Raw genomic sequence first — 22514 nt, forward strand, 5'->3', positions numbered from 1 at the left:
GACCGTCAGGACGCCGCCAGAGGCGGTCCTTGACGGTGGTCGTCGACGACCTTACTGTAGCACTCATTCCAGTAACTGCTGGAGTGATCGATACAGCAAGTCCTCGGAGGCACATCGTCGTGACCGAGCATCCGCACTACGACGTGGCCGTGATCGGCTACGGCCCGACCGGCGTCACCGCGGCCAACCTCCTCGGCTCGGAAGGGCTGTCGGTCGCCGTGGTCGAGCGGGACGCCGCCATCTACAACCGGGCCCGGGCGATCTCCACCGATGAAGAGGTCGTGCGCATCTGGCAGCGGATCGGGCTGGCCGAGCGGCTCAAACAGGACGTGTTGGCCGACCGGCCCCTGGAGTTCGTGGACCGGGCCGGCCGGCCTTTCATCCGCGCCAAGCTGACGTCGCGTGGGCATGGTCACCCGCCGCAGATGTTCATCTACCAGCCCGCGCTGGAAGGTGTTCTCCGCGAAGGCGTGTCGAGGTACCCGAACGTGGAGCTGCGGCTGGAACACGAATGCGTGCGGGTGTTCCAGCGTGACGGCCACGTCGAGCTGATGCTCGTGGACCTGCGCACCGACGAGATCACACGGATCACCGCGTCGTACGTGATCGCCGCCGATGGCGGCTCGAGCCCGACGCGCGGGCAGCTGGGCATCGGCTTCGATGGCCGGACCTACGAGGACTGCTGGGTCGTCATCGACACGAAGATGCGCACTCCCTGGCCTGGTCACGACCGGCTGCGGTTCTGGTGCGATCCCGACCGTCCCGCGGTCGACTGTCCCACGCCGCTGGAGCACCATCGCTGGGAGTTCCCGGTCCTGGCGGGAGAGGACGAGAAGGAACTGGTGACCGAGCAGGCAGTGTGGCGGCTGCTGAACCGCCAGGGCATCACCGGCGATCAGGTCGAGATCCTGCGCGCGGTCGTCTACAGCCACCACGTCCGGTTCGCCTCACGCTGGCGGGTCGGCCGGATCTTCCTCGCCGGTGACGCCGCGCACGTGATGCCGCCGTGGATCGGCCAGGGGATGGCGGCCGGGGTGCGCGACGCCGGCAACCTGTGCTGGAAAATCGCCGCCGTCGTCCACGGTACCCTGCCGGAGTCTGTTTTGGACTCCTACGAGACCGAACGGCAGCCGCACGTGCGGGCCGTGACTCGCCGCGCCGTGCTGGCCGGGCACGTCATCACCGAGCGCCGCGCCGCCGTCGCCAAGGCCCGCAACACGGTGTTCCGGGCGATCGAACGAGTCTCGCCGCTCGCCCGGGCATTCCACAACAGTGGCTGGGTGCCACAGTGCCACTACCGCAAGGGATTTCTCACACCGTCGGGTCGGCGACAGGCTGCGGGCTGGAAGATCCCGCAGCCCGTCGTGCTGGAGGAGACGGGGAAAACTCAGCTTCTCGACGACGTCATCGCGGGGCGCTGGGTCGTCCTGCACCTCGATCCCGCGCCGATCGCGCCGGAATGGCACGGCATCCCATGCCTGGCGGTACTTCCCGCAGGCTCGGCGCCCCGCTCGGACGCGGTCGTCGATTCCACTGGGGCACTCACAGCCTGGATGGCTCGCACGAAGGCGACCGCGTTGGTGCTGCGGCCGGACAGCATCGTCTACGCCGCTGCCTCCTCCGAGCAGTCGTTGCCGCCGCCCCCGCCCGGCCTGCGCCCGACCAAGCCGGCACCCAGTCCGCAACGCCCGGAGGTACCAGCACCATGACCATGTCCGAGAAGACCTACCGCGTCGGAGACCGCGACGTCTTCGTTGCCGAAGCCGGCGACGGCCCCGCGGTCCTGCTGCTGCACGGCGGCGGGCCCGGCGCCTCCGGGGTGTCCAACTACGTCCGCAACATCGAACCCCTCGCCGAGCACTACCGAGTCATCGTGCCCGACCTGCCCGGCTACGGCCGCTCCACCAAGAACGTCGACCAGACCGACCCCTTCGGGGATCTGGCGAACGCCGTCCGCGACCTGCTGGACGAACTCGGCCTCGGCTCGGCCCATCTGGTCGGCAACTCCCTCGGCGCCTCGGCCGCGCTCCGGCTCGCCCTGGACACCCCCGACCGCGCCGGGCGGCTGGTCCTGATGGGACCCGGCGGAATCGGCACCACCCGTGCCCTGCCGACCCCGGGCCTGCAGAAGCTGATCAACTACTACCGCGGCGCCGGACCGAGCCGGCGCAAGCTGGAGGAGTTCATCCGCCACTACCTCGTCTTCGACGGCACCGCCATCCCGGATGAGGCCATCGAGCAGCGCTATCAGGCCAGCATCGATCCCGAAGTCGTCGCCGCCCCGCCCTTGCAGCGGCCGTCCTCACTGAAAACGCTGTGGCGCATGGACTTCACCCGCGACCGGCGCCTGCGTCAGCTGCGCACGCCCACGCTCGCCTTCTGGGGCGCGGACGACAAGGTCAACCGCCCCAGCGGCGGCCGTACGCTCGCGGACACCATGCCGAACTGCGACCTGCTGCTGGTCGCCAACACCGGGCACTGGGTCCAATGGGAACGCGCCGAGCTGTTCAACGCCACCCTGCGCACGTTCCTCGGAGGTGCCGCGTGAACGTCTTCGGCGCCGTCCACCTCGGCTACGTCGTCATCGAAACGCGGAAGTTCGCCGACTGGCACCGGTTCGGCCGCGACGCCATCGGCCTGCACGTCGACGAACCCGACGCCGCCACGATGCGCTTCCGGATGGACGAGCACGACTGCCGGTTCCTGCTGCGCTGGGGCCTGGCCGAGGACGTCACCACCCTGGGCTGGCACATCGACGACCACGCCACCTTCGACGACATTCTCCGGCGCGTCGCCGACCGCGGCGTCCCCATCGAGGAAGGCACCGCGGAGGAAGCCGCGCTGCGCGGCGTCGAACGGCTGTGGCGGTTCCCCGGCCCCAAGGGCATCAGCCAGGAGATCTTCACCGCGCCGGTCCGGTCCGGGCAACCGCTGTCGATGCAGACCACCGCGTTCGTCACCGGCGAGGCCGGCATGGGTCACGTCGCCCTGACCACCACCAAACCGGCGCAGCTGCGCGGCTACTTCGACACGGTGTTCGACGCGCGGCTGTCGGACTACATCGACGAGACGATCAGCGGGGTCAAGCTCAAGATCCGTTTCCTGCGGGTCAACCAGCGCCACCACTCCATCGCGGTGGCCGCCGTGCGTGGACTGCCGGTGAACCCCATCCGCACCCGCGTGCAGCACCTCAACATCCAGGTCGCCGGACTCGACGACCTGACACAGTCCTACCAGCGGGTGCGGGAACTCGGGTTCGGCATGGCCTTGTCCGTCGGCCAGCACACCAACGACAAGGAGCTGTCCTACTACGCCCAGACCCCGTCGGGGTTCGAGTGGGAAGTCGGCTGGAACCCGATCGTCGTCGACGAGAACACCTGGGAACCCAGCACCCATCAGGGCATCAGCATCTGGGGACACACCCCGGTCGGGCAGACCGTGATCGACAAACTCGCCCAGTTCACCCGAGCCGCGCGGTCGCTGCGGGAGCGGGAGGACACCGTGCCCGCGCTCAGTGGCGACGGCATTCCCGACGACTGAGCTGGAGCAATCGTTCCAGTAGGCTGGGGACCATGAGCGATCCGCGCGCCACCCGCCAGCGCCGCGCCAACGGCGAGGAATCCCGCCGCAAGATCCTCGACGCCGCCGTCGAGGTCGCCGGCGAACGCGGTTACGAGGGAACCAGCATCGCCCTCGTCAGCGCCAAGTGCGGGCTGCCCGCGAGTTCCATCTACTGGCACTTCAAGGACAAGGACGAGCTCATCGCCGCGGTGATCGAGCGCAGCTTCGCCACCTGGCTCGACGCGGTGTCGCTGCCCGGCAAGGACGGCGACACCCCGGATCGGATCCTCGGGCTGGCGGCGACCGTTGCGAAAGGACTGCTCGAAGCCCCCGACTTCCTGCGGCTCGGCCTCATGCTCGCCCTGGAGCGCCGCCCGCAGGAACCCAGCGCCCGCACGATGTTCCTGCGGGTGCGCGACACCGCGCACCGCTACTTCGCGGACATCATCCGGAAGTCGGGTGAGAACCTCGACGAGGCCTCGGTGCAGCTGCTGACCACCTACGCCATCGCCGCCGCGGACGGTCTGTTCATCGCCAAGGAGGTCGGCGGCGACAGCGTCGACCTCCTCCGGTTGTTCGAACTCCACGCCACGTCGGTGCTGGCCGCCGCCGAACAGCTCGGCGCGACGATCACCGGTCCGGGGCGATCAGGGCCGCGAACAGCCGGGGAAGCACGTCGGTGAGGTAGCTGCGGTCGACTCGGTCAGGCACTTCGTCGAGGATCGCCTGTTCGAGCATGGTCTCGTACAGCCGGACGATCGTGATGACCGCGCTGTGCGGCTCGACGGTCAGCCGCATGCCCAGCCTCGCGAGCAGATCGAGCAGGATCTCGGCGAGCGTGTCGTGAAAACCGCGTTCGACCGCCGCCGTCGGCGCGCGCAATTCGGGCTGGCGCAAAGCCTGGGCCCGGAACTCGGCGTTGAGCAGGTACCAGGTCTCGTCCGCGGTCAAGGACTCCATGAACAGGACGCCTGCTTCCTGAAGGACGCGCGTGACCGCGTCCGCGGACGTCGGATCGACGGCCGCGGCGGCCCTGTCGACAGCCGCGCGTAGCCGCTCGCTGCGTTCTCGCATTTGCGTCTCGTAGACCGCGAGGAACAACTCCTCCTTGCTGGCGAAGTTGGAGTAGAAGGCACCACGGGTGAAGCCCGCCCGGTCGCAGATCAGCTCGACCGGCGCGTCACGGATACCCATTTCGGTGAAGACGTCGTAGGCGGCCTCGACGACCCGCCGGCGCGTCTCCGCGCGCCGACGGGTCATGCCCTTCGGGCTCCCCACGTCTGCCCCACTGGTCGTCATGCGGTCACCTTACTTTCACCGCCCACCCGGACGGGTGACAGGATGCACAGCGCATCGGATACGCCATGCATTACGATACATGACGTATCCACTGCGGTCGGGAGGCCTCGTGTCGTCATTCCTCTACCGGCTCGGACGCGCCGCCGCCCGGGCACGCGTGCTGGTCCTCGCCCTGTGGATCGTGATCCTGGCGCTGACCGGCGGCGCCGCTCTGGTGTTCAACCAGGGCACCGACGACACCTTCGCGATCCCCGGCTCGGAGTCGCAGGACGCGCTGGACCACCTCGGAAGGGTCTTCCCCGAGGTCAGTGGCACCTCTGCCCAGCTGGTCCTCGTTGCCGGGGAAGGCACACAGGTGGACACCCCGCAGATCCGCGCCGCGACAGCACAGGCGGTGACGCGGATCGGGAAGCTCGACCAGGTCGCCACCGTGGTGAACCCGTTCGACAAGAACGTCTCCGGCGCGGTGTCAGGTGACGGCCGTGCCGCGTTGATCGCGGTGCCGCTGAAGGTCCAGCTCGCCGACGTCGATCCGGCCACCAAGACCCAGCTCGCCGCGATCGCCGACGACCTCGGCCGGCAGATCGGGGCGGAGGTCCACACCGGCGGAGACGCGTTCTCCGACCGGGTGCCCAAGCTCAGCCCCACCGAGGGCATCGGCCTGGTCATCGCGCTGCTCGTGCTGGTGCTGATGTTCCGTTCGCTGATCGCCTCGGTCATGCCGCTGGTCACCGCGGTCCTCGGGGTCGGTATCGCCATCGGGCTGATCTTCCTGGCCACCCTCGTCACGCCCATCTCCTCCACCGCGCCGATGCTGGCGGTGATGATCGGGCTCGCGGTCGGCATCGACTACGCCCTGTTCCTGCTCTCACGACATCGTGATCAACTCGGCGAAGGGCTCGAGGTCGAGGAGTCCGTCGCTCGCGCCACCGCGACCGCGGGCTCGGCGGTCATCTTCGCCGGCCTCACCGTCGTCATCGCCCTGCTCGGCTTGTCGGTGGCCGGCATCCCGTTCCTGACCACCATGGGCGTCGCCGCCGCGGCCGCGGTGGCCCTCGCAGTCAGCATCGCCGTCACACTCGTCCCCGCGCTGATGTCCTTCGCGGGCCGGCGGCTGCGGCCGCGCGCACCGAAACCCCGGCGGACCCGGCGCCGCCGGGACAAGCCGCAGATCGCGCGGTGGTGGGTCCGCACGGCGACCAGGGCACCACTGGTCACCGTGCTGATCGTCGTCGCCGGGCTGGGGATCTGCGCGATCCCCGCGGCCAGCCTCCGGTTGGCGTTGCCCGACAGCGGCACCGAGGAGCACGGCAGTCCCGCGCGCGACACCTACGAGGTCGTCAGCCAACACTTCGGTCCCGGCTTCAACGGCCCCCTGGTGGTCACCGCGGACATCATCACCAGTACCGACCCCGTCGGGCTGGTGAACAAGATCGCCGACGAAATCCGGGGCCTTCCCGGTGTCGCCTCGGTGCCGCTGGCGACCCCGAATCCCAAGGGCGACACCGGCATCATCCAGGTGATCCCCTCGACCGCGCCGGACTCCGCGCAAACCGACGACCTGGTGGCCCGGCTGCGCGGGCAGGAACAGCATTTTCTCGACGTCTACGGCACGCAGACCGCGGTCACCGGGATCACCGCGGTCGGTATCGACGTGTCCACGCAGCTCGGCGACGCCCTGCTCCCGTTCGGGATCCTGGTCGTCGGGCTCTCGCTGATCCTGCTGGCAATGGTGTTCCGCTCGATCTGGGTACCGATCAAGGCGACCGCCGGGTTCCTGCTCTCGGTCGCCGCCGCCTTCGGTGCGACCTCGTTCGTCTTCGTGCAGGGACATCTCGCCGATGTCCTCAACGTGACCCACACCGGCAGCGTGATCAGCTTCCTGCCGATCATCCTGATGGGAGTCCTTTTCGGACTCGCGATGGACTACGAGGTGTTCCTCGTCTCGCGGATCCGCGAGGATTTCGTGCACCACGGCGATCCGCACCACGCGATCGAAACCGGGTTCGTCTCCGCCTCCCGGGTGGTGGTCGCCGCAGCCGTGATCATGTTCGCCGTGTTCGCGGCGTTCGTGCCCGAAGGCAGCGCCACGATCAAACCCATCGCGTTCAGCCTCGCCGTCGGCGTCTTCATCGACGCCTTCATCGTCCGCATGACCCTCGTCCCGGCCGTCCTGGCCCTGCTGGGCCGCCGCGCCTGGGGCCTGCCACCCAAGCTCGATCGGAGCTTGCCGGTGTTCGACGCCGAAGGCGACGCGCTCGTGCACGAGCTCAGGCTCGCCGACTGGCCTTCCCCGGACAGCACCGAGGCGATCAGCGCGCACGCGCTCCGCATGGAGGACGACCGGGGCCTGCCGGTCTACGACGGCATCGACCTGCACATACCGGCTGGCGAGATCCTCGTGTTGCACGGTGCCGACGCCTGCGGCAAGACCGCACTGCTCTACACCCTGGCCGGACGGGCCACCAAGTTCACCGGCGACCTCAAGGTACTCGGACGGGTCCTGCCCCAGCACAGCCACGCGCTGCGCCGCGACGTCGCCGTCGTCCCGTGCCGCGACACCGCCGACCCCGCCGGGCAAATCACCACCGCGCTCGACCACGACGCCGGCCTCGTCGTGGTCGACGACGTCGACCTCGTACTCCGCACCGACGTCCGCGACCGGCTGCGTGACCTGCTCGCCGAGCGGCGCACCCACTCCTCGAGCCCCGCGACCTTCGTGCTGACCTGCCAGGACCCCGACCGCATCCGGGACCTGCTCCCAGCGGGAACCACCCGCCTGCACGCCCTCACCGCCACCCAGCCCGCCGAGGTCTCCTGATGCTCAAGCCGTTCGCCAACTCCGCCCGCGCCCTGGCCTCCGGGCCGCTGACCTGGCGCACCTGGACCGGCCTGATCGCCGTCCCGCTCATCATCATGGGCCTGCTCACCTGGGCGTTCTGGGCGCCGGACACCAACCACGGCGCCGCCAAGGCTGCGGTGGTCAACAGCGACGAACCCGTCCAGGTCAACGGCCAGACCATCCCGTTGGGTCGTCAGCTCGCGGGATATCTGACCCACAGCAAGGATTCCGCCTACGACTGGGTGCTCACCGACGCCGACGACGCCGCGGCCGGCCTCGCCGACGGCAGCTACGCCGCGACAGTGACCATCCCGAAGGACTTCTCGGCCCGTGCCACCTCGGCCGCCACGGGCAAACCCCTCGAAGCCCGGCAGGCGCAGCTGCAAGTGCGCACAGCCGACGCCGCCGGTGTCACCGACCCCGGCCTCGCCGACAACATCGCCCAAGCCACCCAACGCACCCTGAACCAGCAAGTCGTCGAGACCTACCTGGACAACGTGTACGTCGGCTTCACCACCATCCACAAGCAGGTCAACCAAGCCGCGGACGGCGCGGCCCAGCTCGCCGACGGCACCGCCCAGCTCGCCCCCGGCGCCAAACAGCTCGCCGACGGATCGGCCCAACTGGCCACCGCCGCCACCCAGCTGTCGGCCGGCGCCGGCCAACTCGCCGACGGCACGGCCCAGCTCGCCACCGGCTCCCGCCAGCTGGCCACCGGGCTGAGCCAAGCCGAGCGCGACACCGCCCAGCTGCCGGCCCTCACCCGCCAGCTCGCGAACGGCGCCGACCAGGTCGCCGACGGCAACGAACAGCTCGCCGCCACCGTCGTGCCGCTGGCCAACCGCATCATCGCCGCGATCGACACCCTGCCCTCGGCCCGCGACGCCGCCCAGCAGTTCCGCCGCCTCGCCGACGACTGCACCACCAACGGCGGCTCCGCGTCCTTCTGCCGCGACCTCCGCCAGGCCGCAGACCGGTTCACCGCCGACGCACAGAAGATCGACAACGCCAAAGCCACCGTCCGGTCCAACGCCGTCAAAGCCCGTGACTCCATTCAGGCGCTGGCCACCGGAGCCCGGCAGGTCGCGAACGGCAACGCGCAGCTCGCGGACAAATCGTCCGCGCTCGCGGCCGGTATCGCCGACGCCGCCGCCGGCGCCCGGCAGCTGAACACCGGCGTCCAGCAGGCCAACACCGGCGCCCGCAAACTCGCGAGCGGAGCCACCCAGCTCGCCGACGGAGCGAACCAACTCGCCACGGGGGCAGGGCAGCTCAACGACGGAGTCATCAAGGTCGACCAAGGTGCCCACCAGCTCGCCACCGAGCTGGACAAGGGCCGCGACCAGGTACCCACCTACACCGACGCCGAACGCGCCCACCTCAAGACCGTCGCGGCCACCCCCAGCACCGCCACGACCGACCGCACACCGATCGGCACCCTGGCACTGACCCTGTTCGCGGTCTTGGCGCTGTGGGCGCTGGCCCTGGCCACCTACATCGTCACCCGAGCCGTTCCCGACGCGGTCCTCACCGCCCGCGAACCGACCTGGAAGATCATCCTCCGAGCCGCCATCCCCGGCGCGACCGCCGCCGCGCTGGCCGCGCTCGCCATCACCGCGATCGCCGTTCCCGTCCTGAAACTCGGTGTCGCAAGCACCGTCGGCTTCCTGCTGATCGCGTTGCTGGCCGCGTCCGCGTTCGTCGCACTCAACCAGGCGGCCACGGCGATCTTCGGCCGCGCAGGGCGGCTCGCGTCCCTGGCCGTGCTGGTCCTGGCCGCGGCGACCGGCATCGTCTCGACGCTGCCGGGCCCGCTGTACACCCTCGCCGACTACCTGCCCACCCACGGCGCGATCCTCGCGCTCCGCGCCGTGGTCACCGACGGCACCGGACTGGCCACCGGCGTCGCCCAGCTCGCCGCGTGGCTTCTCGTCGGCACCCTCGTGTCCATCCTGATCACCGATCGCCGCCGCTACCTGTCAGCCAAGAGCGTCCGGCTCCGCCGCACCCGCCGCCCCTTGACGGCCTGACAGTCGCAGCGCCGACGCCCGCCGAACCGCTAGCCCGATGCCCGTGGCCAGCACTGGCAGTGGGGGTCACCAACGCTGTCCTCGCTCATCGGAGAAGTATCGACACGAGTTCGGCGCGGTCCTCCGGGTTCCACAGCGCCATCGCATCCGACGCTCACAAGGCAACTCGGCTTCAAACACGACAGGCCCGAAGGAATTGCCGTGAAATCGCAGTCCGCACTATGCAGACTGTGAAAATGCCCAAGAGGAACGCGCTCCCACCGCTGACGGCGGAGCAGGTGGTGCAGCTGCAAGACGATCTGCTCGCCAACGCGGACCGCCTGCTGACGTCGGCTCTCGTTGTCCTCGACGCCGGCGGCCTCGGCCTGGCCCGATCCCTGGCCATCTTGGGCCTGGAGGAGTCCGGTAAGGCGATCGCCATCCACGAAAGGCGTGTCGAGATCGCTTACGCCCCGGAAGGCGAACCGTTCGTCGACAGCAACCTCGCCAAAATTCCTCGTCCAAGAGAAGTACTGGTTCGACACACAACCACCCGACATCGGCGAGCACCTGGACTGGCTGGGAGAAATCGACGAGTGGGCCCGTAAGTACAACAGCTTCAAACAACGCGGGTTCTACGTAGATGTCGTCGAGGACGAGGGCATACTCACGCCGAACTCGGTGGTGGATGAGGAATCACTGCGCCAAGTCATCGGGCATGTCCACCAGATCGGGTGGCAACTGCGACTGGGTGAGCACATCGTCGCCAAGCAGCAAGCAGAGATGGCGGAATCGATTCCTTCGGCTACCGAAGACAGGATCGAGCAAGCGCGGAGAAGGTACGGCAGCTTGCCAGGCATCGATGCCGATGTCGTCGACGAGATCATCCGCTTACGCCGTGCGGGTAAGCAGGGCACTAGCCTCAACAACGACGCCTACCGGCTCCGGCTACCCGGACCGGGAAGCAATCCTTTCGCCACTATGGGGAAACCCGGCTACGAGGCCGAGACTCGTGAACTTCTGAGACTGGCCGGGAAGTCTGGCCTCCTCGCCCAAGCGGCGGACGACGCCATCAACCCGAGCGATTGATCAAGAAGCCGGTCGGGCTTCGACACCATCCAACAGCCGCAGGAGCAGATCGGCCAACAGGACCGCATCGCTGGCGACCGCCGGGTCTTCGAACTCGACGGCACGGTGCGACGTCGGGTTCTTGAACATTCCGATGGCCCCCTTGAAGAGATTCAGCATCGCCTGCTGCTCACCCGGCTCGGCATTGGAGTCGACCAGAACTCCCGGGATCCCGGGCGCGAAGGCTTTGTCGATCAATTTGGTGCCCAGGTCCGAGTCCGACGCGCCGGTGAGGTCTCGGACGCGGATCTCCACCTCTCGCATGGCCACGAACACGGCGACGTCGTACTCGCCGAGCATGAATTGCTGCTCGACCAGTTGGGCGATACGCGGGTGCAGCGACAATCCCCAGCCGCTCGGCCGCAGCGAGCTTGCCGACGCCGTACCGCAGCGTCTCCTCGCCCAGACGGCTCACTACGTAAGCGTCTGCAGACGGCTGCGACGGATCGCGCACGACCAAGCCGTGAGTCATCGACCAACTCCAGCCTTCCGACAGCGCGCGGCCGACTTCACGATCCCGAGCGGTTCCGCGCTGCTCGGCACTTCGCATCCAGTTCTGCCAGTTCCAGCCATCTCCAGCCTTGTAGTCGCGCAAGATCAACAAGGCGAGCGCGTCGATCGGCAGGGCCAGCGTCTCGGCTCTCGGCCGCGTCCAGGTCATCGGAGTTCAGGATCCTCTCGTCGTCGCGCCCTACCGTCGTCGACCAAGTCGACCTTGTTTCGGAAGGCGCAACCGCGCCGCATACGCCTGACCGCTCCAGCGGCTTACGCCGTCGACTTCGAGGCCCCTGGGCTGAGTAGCTACCGCAGCCGCGCCAGACCGGACACACCTGCCGACCTCACAACCTGGACTGCGTACGCCAGGACTACAGCCGGGCAGCGGCGGACGGGGCACGCTACGCCACCGGTGGCGAACTCCATTCCGGCAACCTCCGAACCCGCAGCGTTACCGTCTTGCCGCAGAACCAGCCGATCAACAGGTCATCGCAGCCGACCCCGATGGACCCATGGTCGTCCGTTGGACGATCGTCAAGATAGACACTGAATCGCCCACCCATGGGTAGCAAAAAGCCCAGGTCACCGACCTGGGCTTTGCTCCCCCGCTTGGACTCGAACCAAGAACCCTCCGGTTAACAGCCGAATGCTCTGCCAGTTGAGCTACAGGGGAATGTCGCTCACTTCCGGTGCCGGTCTCTCCGACCGACGAGAAGAACTTTAGCCCATGCCCGCTCCGCCGCTCGCACCCACCCCCCACTTAGCGCAACCGCCCCCCTCGGGCCGTTTTCCTGGACAATGGACAGTCGGACGACCTACGGACGGAAGGCGTGGACGCGGATGAAGAAGTTCCTGCTGGGGGCAGGCCTGGGGTACGTGCTGGGCGCCAAGGCAGGCCGGGGGCGGTACGAGCAGCTCGTGCGCACCTACCGCCGGGTCGTCGACCACCCGATGGTCCAGGGGGCCGCCGGGGTCGCGCGCGCCAAGATCAGCGAGAAGGTGCGGCGCTAGACGCGGGCGACGAAGAAGATCCTGCGGAACTCGAACCACGTCGTGCCGTCGGCGCGGGCCGGGTAGGCCGCGGCCAGGCGCGGGGCCAGCTCGGCGCGGAACTGCTCCCATTCGGCGTCCGGCAGCGCCGCCCGGATGGGACGCAGGGCCGTTCCGGTGATCCATTCCAGCACCGGTGACGACCCCCGCAAGGGCTGGACGTACGTCGTTTCCCAGGCGTCGACGCCGCAGCCCGCGTCGGCCAGGAGGTTCGCGTACTCCAGCGGGCTCGAGACCGCGTCGTCCTCGCGCAGGACGACCTCCGCGAGCCGGGACGACCAGGCCGGGGACGCCGCCAGCTCCCGGGTCAGCGCGTGCGAAGGCGCGGCGAAGTTGCCCGGCACCTGGATCGCCAGGTAGGCGCCCGAAGGCAGCGAAGAGACCCAGCGGCGGAGCACCGCGCCGTGGTCCGGCACCCACTGGAGGACGGCGTTCGACACCACGACGTCGGTGTCCGGCGCCGGCGTCCAGTCGCGGACGTCGAGCACCGTCGCGTCGAGGCCGCGAGCCCGCGCGGCGGCCACCATTTCGGGTGAACTGTCACTGCACTCCAGCGCCGCCGAGGGCCACCGGTCGCGGAGGGAGACCGTCAGGTTGCCGGGCCCGCAGCCCAGGTCGACAACGCGCCGCGGAGCAGTGGCGCCGATGCGGGAAACCAGGTCGTAGAACGGCCGGGCCCGCAGGTCGGCGTAGTCGAGGTACTTGTCCGGATCCCACACGGCAGCCTCCCGGTAAACAGTACGCCTGTACTGAGTACGAGCGTACTGCTATTCGGCGGGGTTGACCAGCTTCGCGGCGACCTGCTCGGCGATGGCCGCCACCAGCTCGACGTCGGTGCCGGGGTCGGGCCGGACCTGCAGGACGCTGCCGTCGCGCCCGGGCACCTTGCGCTGCACGAACCACGCGCCCCCGGACCCGATCTCCTGCCGGTGCCGCGACCGGATCGAGCCCTCGACGCGCTGGTAGGCCTCGCGCGGCACCTTGCCCGGCACCGGCAGCCGGAACCGGACCGGCGGCAGGTCGGCCAGCACGACGGCCGTGCCCGCGGTGCCGGCCTCGGACGACTCCGTCAGCGTGAACACGCCGTCCGCCCAGGCCGCCTTGGCGATCAGGTGCCAGCCGACGCGGCGCGCGCCGTCTTCGCCGGGGACCCACAGCCCCAGTGGCGTCACGACCAAGTGGCCGCCGCCCTCGACCGGGGCGCTGTCGACGACGTCCTCACCCGGGTCCAGCGCACCCGCGAAGTCCGCGGGCGTGCGGTCCCCCAGCAACCGGCGCAGGAAGCCCATGTCAGCTCCACGTGCTGGCGGCGGCCTGCTCGCCCAGCGACTTCTTGTACTGCTCGAGCGCGACGAGGTCGCCGAACAGCGCGCGGTAGTCGTCCGGCGCTTCGACCGGCGAGAGCCGCTGCAGCTTCCCCTTGATCTCGGCGATCTGCCGGCCGACGAGCCCCTCCTGCAGCCGGGCGAGGATCGACGAGATGTACCGGGAGTCGACTTCGTCCTTGGCCTGCAACGGTTCCACGGCCAGTTCGGAGAGCACGCGCCGGACCGTCCCTTCCGGACAGTGCGGAGCCGCCGCGTCCAGCAGCGCCGGGCCGGTCAGCCCCGAGCCCGCGCCGCCCGCCTTCAAAACCGCCTCGTGCACCGCGACGTACACCGGGTGCGTGAACGCCTCCAGCGGCAGCGCGTCGTACTCCGGCCCGGCGATCGCGGGCTGCTGCAGCGCGGCCTTCAGCGCCTCGCGCTGGACGGCGAACCGCGGGTCCTTCGGCGCCGGGCGCGCGACGTCCTGGGCCGCCGGGGCCGCCGGAGCCGGGGCACCGGCGCGAGCCGGCTGCTTCAAGGGCGCACCGCCGCGCCGGTCGGTCGCGCCCGCGCTGCCGCGGACCCGGTTGACCACCTGGGCGACGTCCTGCCAGCCCACCCACCAGGCGAGCTTCGACGCGTAGCCGTCGCGGGCCGCGCGGTCCTTGATCGACGCCACCATCGGCACGGTCTTCTGCAGGGCCGCGACCTGGCCGTCGACCGAGTCGAGGTCGTAGTTCTTGAGCGTGCTGCGGATGACGAACTCGAACAGCGGGGTCCGCCGCGCGACCAGGTCCTTCACCGCGCTGTCGCCCTTGGCCAGGCGCAGCTCGCACGGGTCCATGCCGTCCGGCGCGACCGCGATGTACGTCTGGCCGGCGAACGTCTGGTCCCCCTCGAACGCCTTCAGCGCGGCTTTCTGGCCGGCTTCGTCGCCGTCGAAGGTGAAGATCACTTCGCCGCGGAAGGCGTCGTCGTCCATCATCAGCCGGCGAAGCACCTTCATGTGGTCTTCGCCGAACGCCGTGCCGGACGACGCGACCGCCGTCGGCACGCCCGCCGCGTGCATCGCCATCACGTCGGTGTAGCCCTCGACCACGACCACCTGGTGCCGCTTCGCGATCTCGCGCTTGGCCAGGTCGAGGCCGAACATGACCTGGGACTTCTTGTAGATCGGCGATTCGGCGGTGTTGAGGTACTTCGCCGAGATCCGGTCGTCGTCGAACAGCCGCCGGGCGCCGAAGCCGACCACGTCGTTGCCGACGTCGCGGATCGGCCAGACCAGCCGCCGGTGGAACCGGTCCATCGGGCCGCGCTGGCCCTCCTTGGACAGGCCCGCGGTGAGCAGCTCCTTGACCTCGAAGCCGCGGTTGAGCAGGAACTTCGTCAGCTTGTCCCAGCCGCCGGGGGCGTACCCGCAGCCGAACGTCTTGGCCGCGGCGGCGTCGAACCCGCGCTCGGACAGGAAGTCCCGCGCGGCACGCGCCTCGTCGGTGACCAGCTGCTCGGCGTAGAACTCCTGCGCGGCGCGGTGCGCCTCGACCAGCCGGGTGCGGCTGCCGCGGTCGCGCTGGATCGTCGCGCCGCCGCCTTCGTAGGTGAGCCGGATGCCGACCCGGTCGGCCAGCCGCTCGACGGCCTCCACGAACGAGATCAGGTCGATCTTCTGGATGAACTTGATGACGTCGCCGCCCTCGCCACAGCCGAAGCAGTGGAAGGTGCCGTGCGTCGGGCGGACGTTGAACGACGGGGTCTTCTCGTTGTGGAACGGGCAGAGGCCCTTCAGGCTGCCCCCGCCGGCGCGGCGCAGCGCCACGTACTCCCCGACGACCTCGTCGATCCGGTTCCGCTCGCGCACCTCCGCGATGTCGCTCTCCCGAATCCGTCCTGCCACGTCACCCACTCTAGTCTCGCCCGTTGCGGCACACTCGGGGCATGGTCTCCACGCCCACCGCCCAGGACACGTTAGCCGCGGAGTTCGCCGAGCACCGCGGCCACCTGATCGGGGTCGCCTACCGGCTGACCGGCACCCGCGCCGACGCCGAGGACGCGGTCCAGGAGTCCTGGCTGCGCCTGGCGGGGCTCGACGACGCCGGCCGCGCGGCCATCCGCGACCTGCGCGGCTGGCTGACCACCGTGGTCGGCCGGATCTGCCTCGACCGGCTGAAGTCGGCCGCCGCGCAGCGCGAGAAGTACGTGGGCAACTGGCTGCCGGAGCCGGTCGTGACGCCGTTCGGGCAGCCGGTGAGCGAGGACCCGCTCGACGTCGCCGTCCGCGACGACGGCCTCCGGATGGCCGCGCTGGTCGTGCTCGACAAGCTGACGCCGGAGCAGCGCGTCGCGTTCGTGCTGCACGACGCCTTCTCGGTGCCGTTCTCCGAGATCGCCGGCGCGCTCGGCGTCTCGGTCGAGGCCGCGCGCCAGCACGCGTCCCGGGGCCGCAAGGCGCTGGCCGACGCCGACCCGGCGCCGCGCGTCCCGCTGGAGGACCAGGCGAAGATCCTCGAGAAGTTCGTCACCGCGCTGCAGCAGGGCGACATCCGCGCGATGACCGAGCTGCTCGCCCCGGACGTCGTGCTCATCGGCGACTCGGACGGCAAGGGCCGCACCGCCCGCCAGCTCATCGTGGGCCCGGACAAGATCGCCCGGTTCTTCGTCGGCCTCACCCACAAGTACGCACCCGGCATGGTCGAGCGGGGGGCGCCCGTGCTGGTCAACGGCGACCTCGGCATGTACCTGCCGCCGATGCCGGGCCGGGAGGGCTTCCTGGCGCTGGACGAGCACGTGCAGTCGGTCAGCATCCGCGACGGGAAGATCGTCGCCATCTACGACGTCGTCAACCCCGACAAGCTGACCCGGATCACGCGTCCCGGAGCCGGGTCTTCGTGATCCCGGCGGCGAGCACGAGCACGGCGAAGGCACCGAAGTAGGCCAGCGCCCAGCCCGGGCCCAGCGGCGAATCGGACAGGACGCCGGCATTGCCGCCGTCGCGCCCGGCGTTCGCCCCGCCGGTGCCGCTGAGGAACTTCGTGGCGGCGTTCAGCGGCAGCCACCGGTGGATCGCCTGCCCCGCCCACGGGATCAGCTGGACGACGTTCTCCGCCATCAGCGGGTAGCCGACGAGCAGCGCGACCGCGCCGGCCGTGTGGCGCACGAGCAGCCCGGCGCCGACCCCGGCGACCGCGGCCAGGGCGAACACCGGGCCGGTGCCGGCGACGATCGTCCAGTCCGCGCCGCTGTCCAGGGCGAGGTCGGCGTCCGGGGCGAGGACGCGCGCGACCAGCCACGCCGCGAAGGCGCCGGCCTCGCCGAGCACGAACGCGTACCCGGCCACCAGCACGGCCTTGGCCAGCAACACCGGTGTCCGGCTCGGCACGGCCTGGAAGGTGCCGTGGATCGTGCCGGAGTGGTACTCGCCGGTCACCGCGAGCCCGGCCAGCACCAGCACGGCGACCAGGCCGAGCTGGAAGCCGAACTGGGTGCTCGCGACGGTCGGCGGCAGCCGTGACTCGGTGGCCGTCAGCGCGGTGAGCGCGGCCGGGGCCACCAGCGCGGCCACCGCGAAGAGGCCACACGTCCAGGGCGTGGCGATGCTGAAGAGCTTGATCCGCTCGGCGGCGACGAGGTGCATGCCCGGAACGGTCCCGCGGGAGACCCCGGCGGCGCGTCCCACCGGGGTCGGGTTCGGGAGGTCCTACGGGAGCGGGACGCGGCAGGCGTCGCCCGAGGTGAAGCCCTGGTCGACGATGCCGAGCGCGCTGTTCATCCGGGCCCGCGAGTTCTCCAGCGCGATCTGGTAGGTCAGCTCGACGACGCCGTCGCGGCCGAACTCGCGCTCGAGTTCGGCGACCTGCTCGTCGGTCACGGTGACCTGGTCGCCGGACATCGCGTCGGCGTAGGCGATCGCCAGGCGTTCCTGACGGCTGAAGGCGGGCGAAGCCGCGTAGTCGTCGATCTTCTTGAGCCGCTCGACGTCCAGGCCGTCGTGCTTCTGCAGCATCGTGCCGAAGTCGACGCACCACGAGCAGCCGATCCTGGTCGCGACGCGGTAGACGGCGAGTTCGCGCACGTTCGCCGGCACCTTCTTCGACGCCCGTTCGGCCAGCATCTCGTGCACCGCGTAGGTGCGGAGCAGGGCCGGGTGGTGGGCGGCGACGGCCATCGGCTCGGGCACCGCGCCGTAGCGGCGGCCCGCGAACCGGTACATCAGCTTCAGCACCAGGCCGGCTTCGGACGTCTTCTTCGCGGGGATGCGAGGCATCTGGACTCTCCTTCGTTCGCGGTCACGAAGGGGACGAGACCGCCTCGGAAGACGTGACAGCGGGCGCCGTGAGCCACGCCACCAGCAGGATCGCGGCCGCGGCGGCGAACACCACGGTGAGGCCTGCGGCGTCGAGCCCGCCGGTCGTGACCAGCGCGAGCCAGCCGAACACCGCGGCGCCGGCGAGCCCGCCGCCCTGACGGGCGAAGGTCAGCGAACCGAGCGTGACACCCATCAGGTCCCGCTTCGCGCGAGTCTGGCCCAGGACGGTGTACGCGGACGTACAGACCGCGAAAGCCGCACCGATCGCGAAGAGCCCCGAAGCGAGGAGCCAGGGCGTGCCGCCCAGCGCGGCCGCGACGGCGACCGCGGCGAGCCCGGCCGTGCCGAGCAGGCAGCCGAACCGGCCCCACGCCGCCATTTCCGGGCGTTTCCGGGCCAGCGCGGCGAAGGACGCGGACAACACGAGCTGACCGGCGGTCATCGCGACGAGCAGCACGCCGGTCCCGGCCGCGTCCGCTCGTAACGCCGCCACCAACGCGACGTAGGTGAAGGTGCCGTAGAGCCCGGCGCCCGCCAAGGCGTTGACGACGACTGCGCGTGCCAGAACGGTGTCGGCGAAGACCCTCGGCGAGATCAGCGGACTCTTCACTCGCCGCTGCCTGCGCACGAACAGGAACCCCGCGGCCACGGCGGCTCCACCGAGGATCGGCGTCCACAGTGGACTGCGAGCGAGGCCGTCGAACGTGCCGAGCGCGACCACCGCCGAGCCCGCGACCACCAGCAGGACGCTGCTCCCGGCGTCGAACTCCTCCTGCGTGCGCCGCGGTTTCGCGGGCAGGCCGCGCAGGCCGAGCACGAGGGCGGGCACGCACAGCGGCAGGTTGACCAGGAAGATCCACCGCCAGCCCGGGCCCGCCGCGAGCAGCCCGCCCAGCGGCGGCCCGCCCAGGGTGGCCGCGGCGAAGACGGCCGTCTGCCAGCCCTGGCGGCGCAGCAGCTCGTCGCGGTCGAACAGCTCACCGAGCCCGCTCATCGCCGTGACGACCAGGCCGCTCCCGCCCACCCCCTGCAGGGCGCGGGCGGCGATCAGCGACCCGACGTCCGACGCGGCGGCGCACCACGCGGAGGCGGCGGCGAACACCAGGACCGACGCGGCGAAGGAGCGCCGGCGGCCGTAGAGGTCGCCGAGCCTGCCGTGCAGCGGCGTCGCGACGGTGAGCGTGAGCAGCCCGGCGGCGGTCACGGCGACGAGCCCGGTGCGGGCGTGCAGGTCGGCGCCGATCGACGGGAGAGCCGCCGTGACGATCAGGCCGTCGAGCTGGGCCATGGCCATGCCGAGCAGGAGGCCGGCGAAGGCGAGGTTCCGAGATGCGTGCATAAAGCACACGTTATAACGTGCCTTATGCACACATCAAGGTCGGGCGGTCCGGCTCTCTTCCGGCTCGTCCGGCACTGGGCGCGCCAGTGGGCCCCGGACGTCGTCCAGCGCTTCGACGCGGACGCCCCGCCGGCGTGGACGGTGCCGAACCTGTTCGTCATCCAGGCGATCGACGGCGCGACGGGCGACGAGGTGACTGTCGCGGACGTCGCCCGCCAGCTGGGCATCGACCGCTCGGTGGCGAGCCGCATGGTCGGCGAAGCGGGTCGAGACGGCTTCGTCGTGCGCTCGACTTCGCCCCGCGACGCGCGGCGCGCGGTCCTGACACTCACCGAAGCCGCGAAGGAGTTCCTCGCCGCTTCGCAGGCCCACCAGCGGCAGGCGTTCGAGGCACTGGTGGGCCACTGGGCCGAGGAAGACCGCGAGCGCTTCGCGGCCTACTTGAGCCGCCTCGCGGACGAGGTCCTCGGCTAACCCTCCTCGAGGATCGCGTTCAGCGCTTCCCAGGCGTGCCAGGCCCGCGTGACGCCGAACTGGCCCAGGAACCGCAGCGCGGCCCGCACGTCCTCCGGCGACGCGCCACCCCGCCGCGCGCGGCCGACGTGCGTGCGGAACGTATCGGCCAGCGTCTGGTAGTGGACGTCGACGCTCATGCTGACCAGGCCGCGCTCGCGCTCGGAAAGCGTCCCCGGCCCGTGACCGGTGCGCATCCGCGACTGGAGTTCGAAGTACTCGCGGAACTGCGGATCCAGTTCGTCGATCCGGGCCCTGGTCGCCTCCGGAAGCGGGCTGGGCCCGGTCGTCAGCAGCTCGGGCGCCAGCAGTTCGGCCTCGTGCGGGGGGGATGCCGAGCTCCGCTTCGAACTCGGCGATCCGCTCGATCCCGGCCGTCGCGACGTGGTAGCCGCAGTCGTAGGAGACGAACCGCAGCAGCGCGCGGATGTCCGAAGTGGACACTCCAGCGGCCAGTCCGGCCCGTACATGAGCCGTGAAGGCCGAGCCGAGACTGCCCTGGCAGACGTCCGCCGTGACGCCCAGGAACGTCTTCTCGCGTTCGGTCAGCTCGGGGATCGAGCCGGCGAACTTCGCGCTGGCGCCGGCCATCTGCGCGAACACCGGGTCCAGCACAGCCGATTCGGTGGTGGTCAAGGTGGTGCTCCCTCAGTTAGTGAACATACGTAGCGCTACAGCTGTAGTGCAAATTACGCTACACCTGTAGCGCAATGGGTGTCCAGCTACACTGGGGCGACCATGACCGAACCCCGACGCCGTCCCAACGCCCGCGGCAAGGGCGAGCTGCTGCGCGACGAGATCGTCACAGCCGCCGTGCGGATGCTGGACGAGCTGGCCGACGACGAAGCGCTCTCCCTGCGGGCCGTCGCGCGCGAGGTGTCGATCGCCGCGACGTCGGTCTACCTGCACTTCCCCGACCGCGACGCGCTCGTGCTGGCCGCCATGCAGCGCTGCCACGACGAGCTCGTCAGCACCGGCGACGCCGCCGCGGCGGCCGCTTCGGACCCGGCGGACGCGCTGCGTTCCCGGATCCTCGCGCAGGCCGAGTGGGCGCAGGAGCACGCCGGGCTCTACAAGGTGCTGCACGAAAGCGCGGTCCACCGGCGCCACGGCATGCCGTTCAAGGAGGTGATGGTCGCGCGCACCACCGAAGCCGTCCAGCGGTGCATGGACGCCGGCCTGGCGCCCGCGGACGACGCCGCGACCGTCGCCATCGACCTGCGGACCGCCGTCAACGGCATGCTCGCGCAGCGCATCAACGAGCCCGACCTGCCGTGGCCGCCCGCCGTCGAGCAGCTCGACCGGTTCCTGGTGAAGCTGGTCGGCCTGGACTTGTGATCAGGCCGCGAACCGGCTTGGGTGCTCGGGTATGAACCCGGGTTTCCCAACGGTGATCCCGCGGCTGGTGGTGCGCGACCTCGTCGCCGCCGTCGCGTTCCTGCGCACGGTCTTCGGTGCCACCGGCGAGGCCGAAGGCGGCCGGCCCGCCGAGATCCGCATCGACGACTCGCTCCTGATGGTCTCGGCCGAGGGCGAGCGGGAGCTGTTCCCCGCGTTCCTCCACGTCTACGTCACCGACGCGGACGCGACGTACCGCCGCGCCCTCGACTGCGGCGCGACCAGCCTGGAGGCCCCGGCGAACACGCCCTACGGCGACCGGCGGGCGATGGTCCGCGACCCGTTCGGCAACGTCTTCCAGATCGCGCACCGCCGTGCCTGACCGCGTGCCGCGGCTGCGCCAGGTCGTGCTCGACGCGACGGACGCCCCGGCGCTGGCCGAGTTCTACCGGCGGCTGCTGGGGTTCTCCTACCGCCCGGGCGACGCCGCCGGCTGGCTGGTCCTGCTCGACGCGTCCGGCGTGCCACGGCTGGCGTTCCAGCAGGTCGCGTCGCTCCCGCCGCCGACGTGGCCCACCGGTCCGCGGCCGCAGATGATGCACCTGGACCTGACCGTAGAGACGCGCGCGGAGCTGGACGAGCAGCACTCGCGCGCGCTCGCGCTGGGCGCGCGGCTGCTGGCCGACGAAGCGGACGATCCCGAGGAGCCGTTGCGGGTCTACGCCGACCCGGCGGGTCACCCGTTCTGCCTCTTCGTCGGCCCTACTCCCCCGTGAGGCCGTCGATCGACTCGCGGATGAGGTCGGCGTGACCGTTGTGGCGGGAGTACTCCTCGACCATGTGGACCAGGATCCAGCGCAGGCTCACGGTCGTGCCGTCCCGCAACGGGCGTTGGGCCGGCTGGGAAAGATCGCCGTTCTCCAGGGCTTTCGCGGTGAGTTCGCGGGAGCGGGCGACGGCCGCCTCCCAGAGCGCGCGGAGCTGCTCCGGGGTGTCGTCGGCGGCGGAATCCCAGTCCCAGTCGGCGTTCGCCGCCCAGTCCACCGTGTCGAACGGCGCCGTGTGCGCACGGCCGAACAGCACCCGCGAGAACCACTGGTCTTCCACGTAGGCGAGGTGCTTCAGCATGCCGCCGAGCGTCATCGTGGCCGGCGGGTGCGTCGCGCGCAGGCCGGCCGCGTCCAGCCCGGCGCACTTCCAGGCGAGCGTCGCGCGGTGGAAGTCGAGGAAGCCGAGGAGGGTGGCGGTTTCGTCACCACCGGCGGGCGGCTCGGGCCGGCCCTGTTCGTCCACTGAGCTCACGGGCGCCGACTCTACCGAAATTGTCGGT

The 22514-nt window shown here is 70.4% G+C and carries 23 protein-coding genes, 1 tRNA gene and 1 pseudogene; 14 read left to right on the plus strand and 11 right to left on the minus strand.

All coding sequences use genetic code 11. From position 1 onward, the window contains the following. Positions 1-119: 119 nt before the first annotated feature. The 4 genes from ACYVLJ_RS41715 to ACYVLJ_RS41730 are packed head-to-tail and all read left to right on the plus strand — an operon-like array spanning position 120 to position 4244. Positions 120-1709 (plus strand): bifunctional 3-(3-hydroxy-phenyl)propionate/3-hydroxycinnamic acid hydroxylase, encoded by a 1590-nt coding sequence (locus ACYVLJ_RS41715; protein ID WP_460442931.1) that lies wholly within the window; start codon positions 120-122, stop codon positions 1707-1709. Further along, positions 1706-2548: an alpha/beta fold hydrolase gene (locus ACYVLJ_RS41720; protein WP_460442849.1), complete on the plus strand. Its 843-nt coding sequence runs from the start codon at positions 1706-1708 to the stop codon at positions 2546-2548. Before ACYVLJ_RS41715 ends, ACYVLJ_RS41720 begins: the two co-directional genes overlap by 4 nt. After that, positions 2545-3540, plus strand: coding sequence for a VOC family protein (locus ACYVLJ_RS41725; RefSeq protein ID WP_460442850.1), 996 nt, complete (start codon positions 2545-2547; stop codon positions 3538-3540). Before ACYVLJ_RS41720 ends, ACYVLJ_RS41725 begins: the two co-directional genes overlap by 4 nt. A gap of 32 nt (positions 3541-3572) precedes the next feature. After that, positions 3573-4244, plus strand: coding sequence for a TetR/AcrR family transcriptional regulator (locus ACYVLJ_RS41730; protein WP_460442851.1), 672 nt, complete (start codon positions 3573-3575; stop codon positions 4242-4244). Here ACYVLJ_RS41730 and ACYVLJ_RS41735 read toward each other — a convergent pair. Then, entirely contained in the window at positions 4192-4860 is a 669-nt protein-coding gene (locus ACYVLJ_RS41735) for a TetR/AcrR family transcriptional regulator (protein WP_460442852.1), read from the minus strand. The two genes, ACYVLJ_RS41730 and ACYVLJ_RS41735, sit on opposite strands and share 53 nt — an antisense overlap. Positions 4861-4969: 109 nt before the next feature. Here ACYVLJ_RS41735 and ACYVLJ_RS41740 point away from each other — a divergent pair, with 109 nt between their 5' ends. From ACYVLJ_RS41740 to ACYVLJ_RS41755, 4 genes and pseudogenes are all read left to right on the plus strand, one after another. Further along, the gene (locus ACYVLJ_RS41740) at positions 4970-7681 is read left to right on the plus strand and encodes an MMPL family transporter (protein WP_460442853.1); all 2712 of its coding nucleotides are present in this window, start codon (positions 4970-4972) and stop codon (positions 7679-7681) included. Continuing rightward, positions 7681-9732 (plus strand): YhgE/Pip family protein, encoded by a 2052-nt coding sequence (locus ACYVLJ_RS41745; protein WP_460442854.1) that lies wholly within the window; start codon positions 7681-7683, stop codon positions 9730-9732. Before ACYVLJ_RS41740 ends, ACYVLJ_RS41745 begins: the two co-directional genes overlap by 1 nt. 236 nt (positions 9733-9968) lie before the next feature. Then, positions 9969-10121: pseudogene (locus ACYVLJ_RS41750) on the plus strand (hypothetical protein); the annotation flags it as partial. A 43-nt stretch (positions 10122-10164) separates the two neighbouring features. Then, the gene (locus ACYVLJ_RS41755; RefSeq protein WP_460442855.1) at positions 10165-10800 is read left to right on the plus strand and encodes an AbiV family abortive infection protein; all 636 of its coding nucleotides are present in this window, start codon (positions 10165-10167) and stop codon (positions 10798-10800) included. Here ACYVLJ_RS41755 and ACYVLJ_RS41760 read toward each other — a convergent pair whose 3' ends face one another. Beyond that, positions 10801-11184 (minus strand): TIGR02391 family protein, encoded by a 384-nt coding sequence (locus ACYVLJ_RS41760; protein WP_460442856.1) that lies wholly within the window; start codon positions 11182-11184, stop codon positions 10801-10803. Positions 11185-11934: 750 nt separating this feature from the next. Then, positions 11935-12007: transfer RNA gene (locus ACYVLJ_RS41765), tRNA-Asn, on the minus strand. Between the two features lie 125 nt (positions 12008-12132). Here ACYVLJ_RS41765 and ACYVLJ_RS41770 point away from each other — a divergent pair. Beyond that, positions 12133-12345, plus strand: coding sequence for a hypothetical protein (locus ACYVLJ_RS41770; RefSeq protein ID WP_143051031.1), 213 nt, complete (start codon positions 12133-12135; stop codon positions 12343-12345). Here the strand turns inward: ACYVLJ_RS41770 and ACYVLJ_RS41775 are convergent. Genes ACYVLJ_RS41775 through dnaG form a run of 3 tightly spaced genes read right to left on the minus strand, consistent with a single transcriptional unit; the run spans position 12342 to position 15594 of the window. Next, entirely contained in the window at positions 12342-13103 is a 762-nt protein-coding gene (locus tag ACYVLJ_RS41775; RefSeq protein ID WP_460442857.1) for a trans-aconitate 2-methyltransferase, read from the minus strand. The two genes, ACYVLJ_RS41770 and ACYVLJ_RS41775, sit on opposite strands and share 4 nt — an antisense overlap. A 48-nt stretch (positions 13104-13151) precedes the next feature. After that, positions 13152-13673, minus strand: coding sequence for a hypothetical protein (locus tag ACYVLJ_RS41780; protein WP_460442858.1), 522 nt, complete (start codon positions 13671-13673; stop codon positions 13152-13154). A gap of 1 nt (position 13674) precedes the next feature. Continuing rightward, a complete protein-coding gene (dnaG, locus tag ACYVLJ_RS41785) occupies positions 13675-15594 on the minus strand; it encodes a DNA primase (RefSeq protein ID WP_451978868.1) in 1920 nt (639 codons plus the stop codon). A 32-nt stretch (positions 15595-15626) separates the two neighbouring features. Here dnaG and ACYVLJ_RS41790 point away from each other — a divergent pair, with 32 nt between their 5' ends. Then, positions 15627-16580, plus strand: coding sequence for a sigma-70 family RNA polymerase sigma factor (locus ACYVLJ_RS41790; RefSeq protein ID WP_460442859.1), 954 nt, complete (start codon positions 15627-15629; stop codon positions 16578-16580). On the opposite strand, the gene ACYVLJ_RS41795 is transcribed toward ACYVLJ_RS41790, so the two are convergent. From ACYVLJ_RS41795 to ACYVLJ_RS41805, 3 genes are all read right to left on the minus strand, one after another. After that, the gene (locus ACYVLJ_RS41795; RefSeq protein WP_460442860.1) at positions 16552-17322 is read right to left on the minus strand and encodes a hypothetical protein; all 771 of its coding nucleotides are present in this window, start codon (positions 17320-17322) and stop codon (positions 16552-16554) included. The genes ACYVLJ_RS41790 and ACYVLJ_RS41795 overlap by 29 nt on opposite strands. Before the next feature lie 63 nt (positions 17323-17385). Beyond that, entirely contained in the window at positions 17386-17952 is a 567-nt protein-coding gene (locus ACYVLJ_RS41800; RefSeq protein ID WP_460442861.1) for a carboxymuconolactone decarboxylase family protein, read from the minus strand. A gap of 22 nt (positions 17953-17974) precedes the next feature. Beyond that, entirely contained in the window at positions 17975-19333 is a 1359-nt protein-coding gene (locus tag ACYVLJ_RS41805; protein WP_460442862.1) for an MFS transporter, read from the minus strand. Between the two features lie 24 nt (positions 19334-19357). Here ACYVLJ_RS41805 and ACYVLJ_RS41810 point away from each other — a divergent pair, with 24 nt between their 5' ends. Next, the gene (locus ACYVLJ_RS41810) at positions 19358-19807 is read left to right on the plus strand and encodes a MarR family winged helix-turn-helix transcriptional regulator (RefSeq protein WP_460442863.1); all 450 of its coding nucleotides are present in this window, start codon (positions 19358-19360) and stop codon (positions 19805-19807) included. Here ACYVLJ_RS41810 and ACYVLJ_RS41815 read toward each other — a convergent pair. Further along, a complete protein-coding gene (locus ACYVLJ_RS41815) occupies positions 19804-20043 on the minus strand; it encodes a carboxymuconolactone decarboxylase family protein (protein WP_460442864.1) in 240 nt (79 codons plus the stop codon). The two genes, ACYVLJ_RS41810 and ACYVLJ_RS41815, sit on opposite strands and share 4 nt — an antisense overlap. 541 nt (positions 20044-20584) lie before the next feature. Here ACYVLJ_RS41815 and ACYVLJ_RS41820 point away from each other — a divergent pair. Genes ACYVLJ_RS41820 through ACYVLJ_RS41830 form a run of 3 tightly spaced genes read left to right on the plus strand, consistent with a single transcriptional unit; the run spans position 20585 to position 21960 of the window. Beyond that, positions 20585-21184 carry a TetR/AcrR family transcriptional regulator gene (locus tag ACYVLJ_RS41820; protein WP_460442865.1) on the plus strand — a complete coding sequence of 200 codons (600 nt, stop codon included), beginning with the start codon at positions 20585-20587 and terminating at the stop codon, positions 21182-21184. A 31-nt stretch (positions 21185-21215) separates the two neighbouring features. Next, complete coding sequence (locus ACYVLJ_RS41825; RefSeq protein ID WP_460442866.1) at positions 21216-21566, plus strand: VOC family protein; 351 nt, start codon at positions 21216-21218, stop codon at positions 21564-21566. Then, positions 21559-21960, plus strand: a complete 402-nt coding sequence (locus ACYVLJ_RS41830; protein ID WP_460442867.1) for a VOC family protein — start codon at positions 21559-21561, stop codon at positions 21958-21960. Before ACYVLJ_RS41825 ends, ACYVLJ_RS41830 begins: the two co-directional genes overlap by 8 nt. Here ACYVLJ_RS41830 and ACYVLJ_RS41835 read toward each other — a convergent pair. Continuing rightward, positions 21947-22486, minus strand: coding sequence for a DinB family protein (locus ACYVLJ_RS41835; protein ID WP_460442868.1), 540 nt, complete (start codon positions 22484-22486; stop codon positions 21947-21949). The genes ACYVLJ_RS41830 and ACYVLJ_RS41835 overlap by 14 nt on opposite strands. Between the last annotated feature and the right edge of the window lie 28 nt (positions 22487-22514).

Source organism: Amycolatopsis stemonae, from assembly GCF_054781455.1.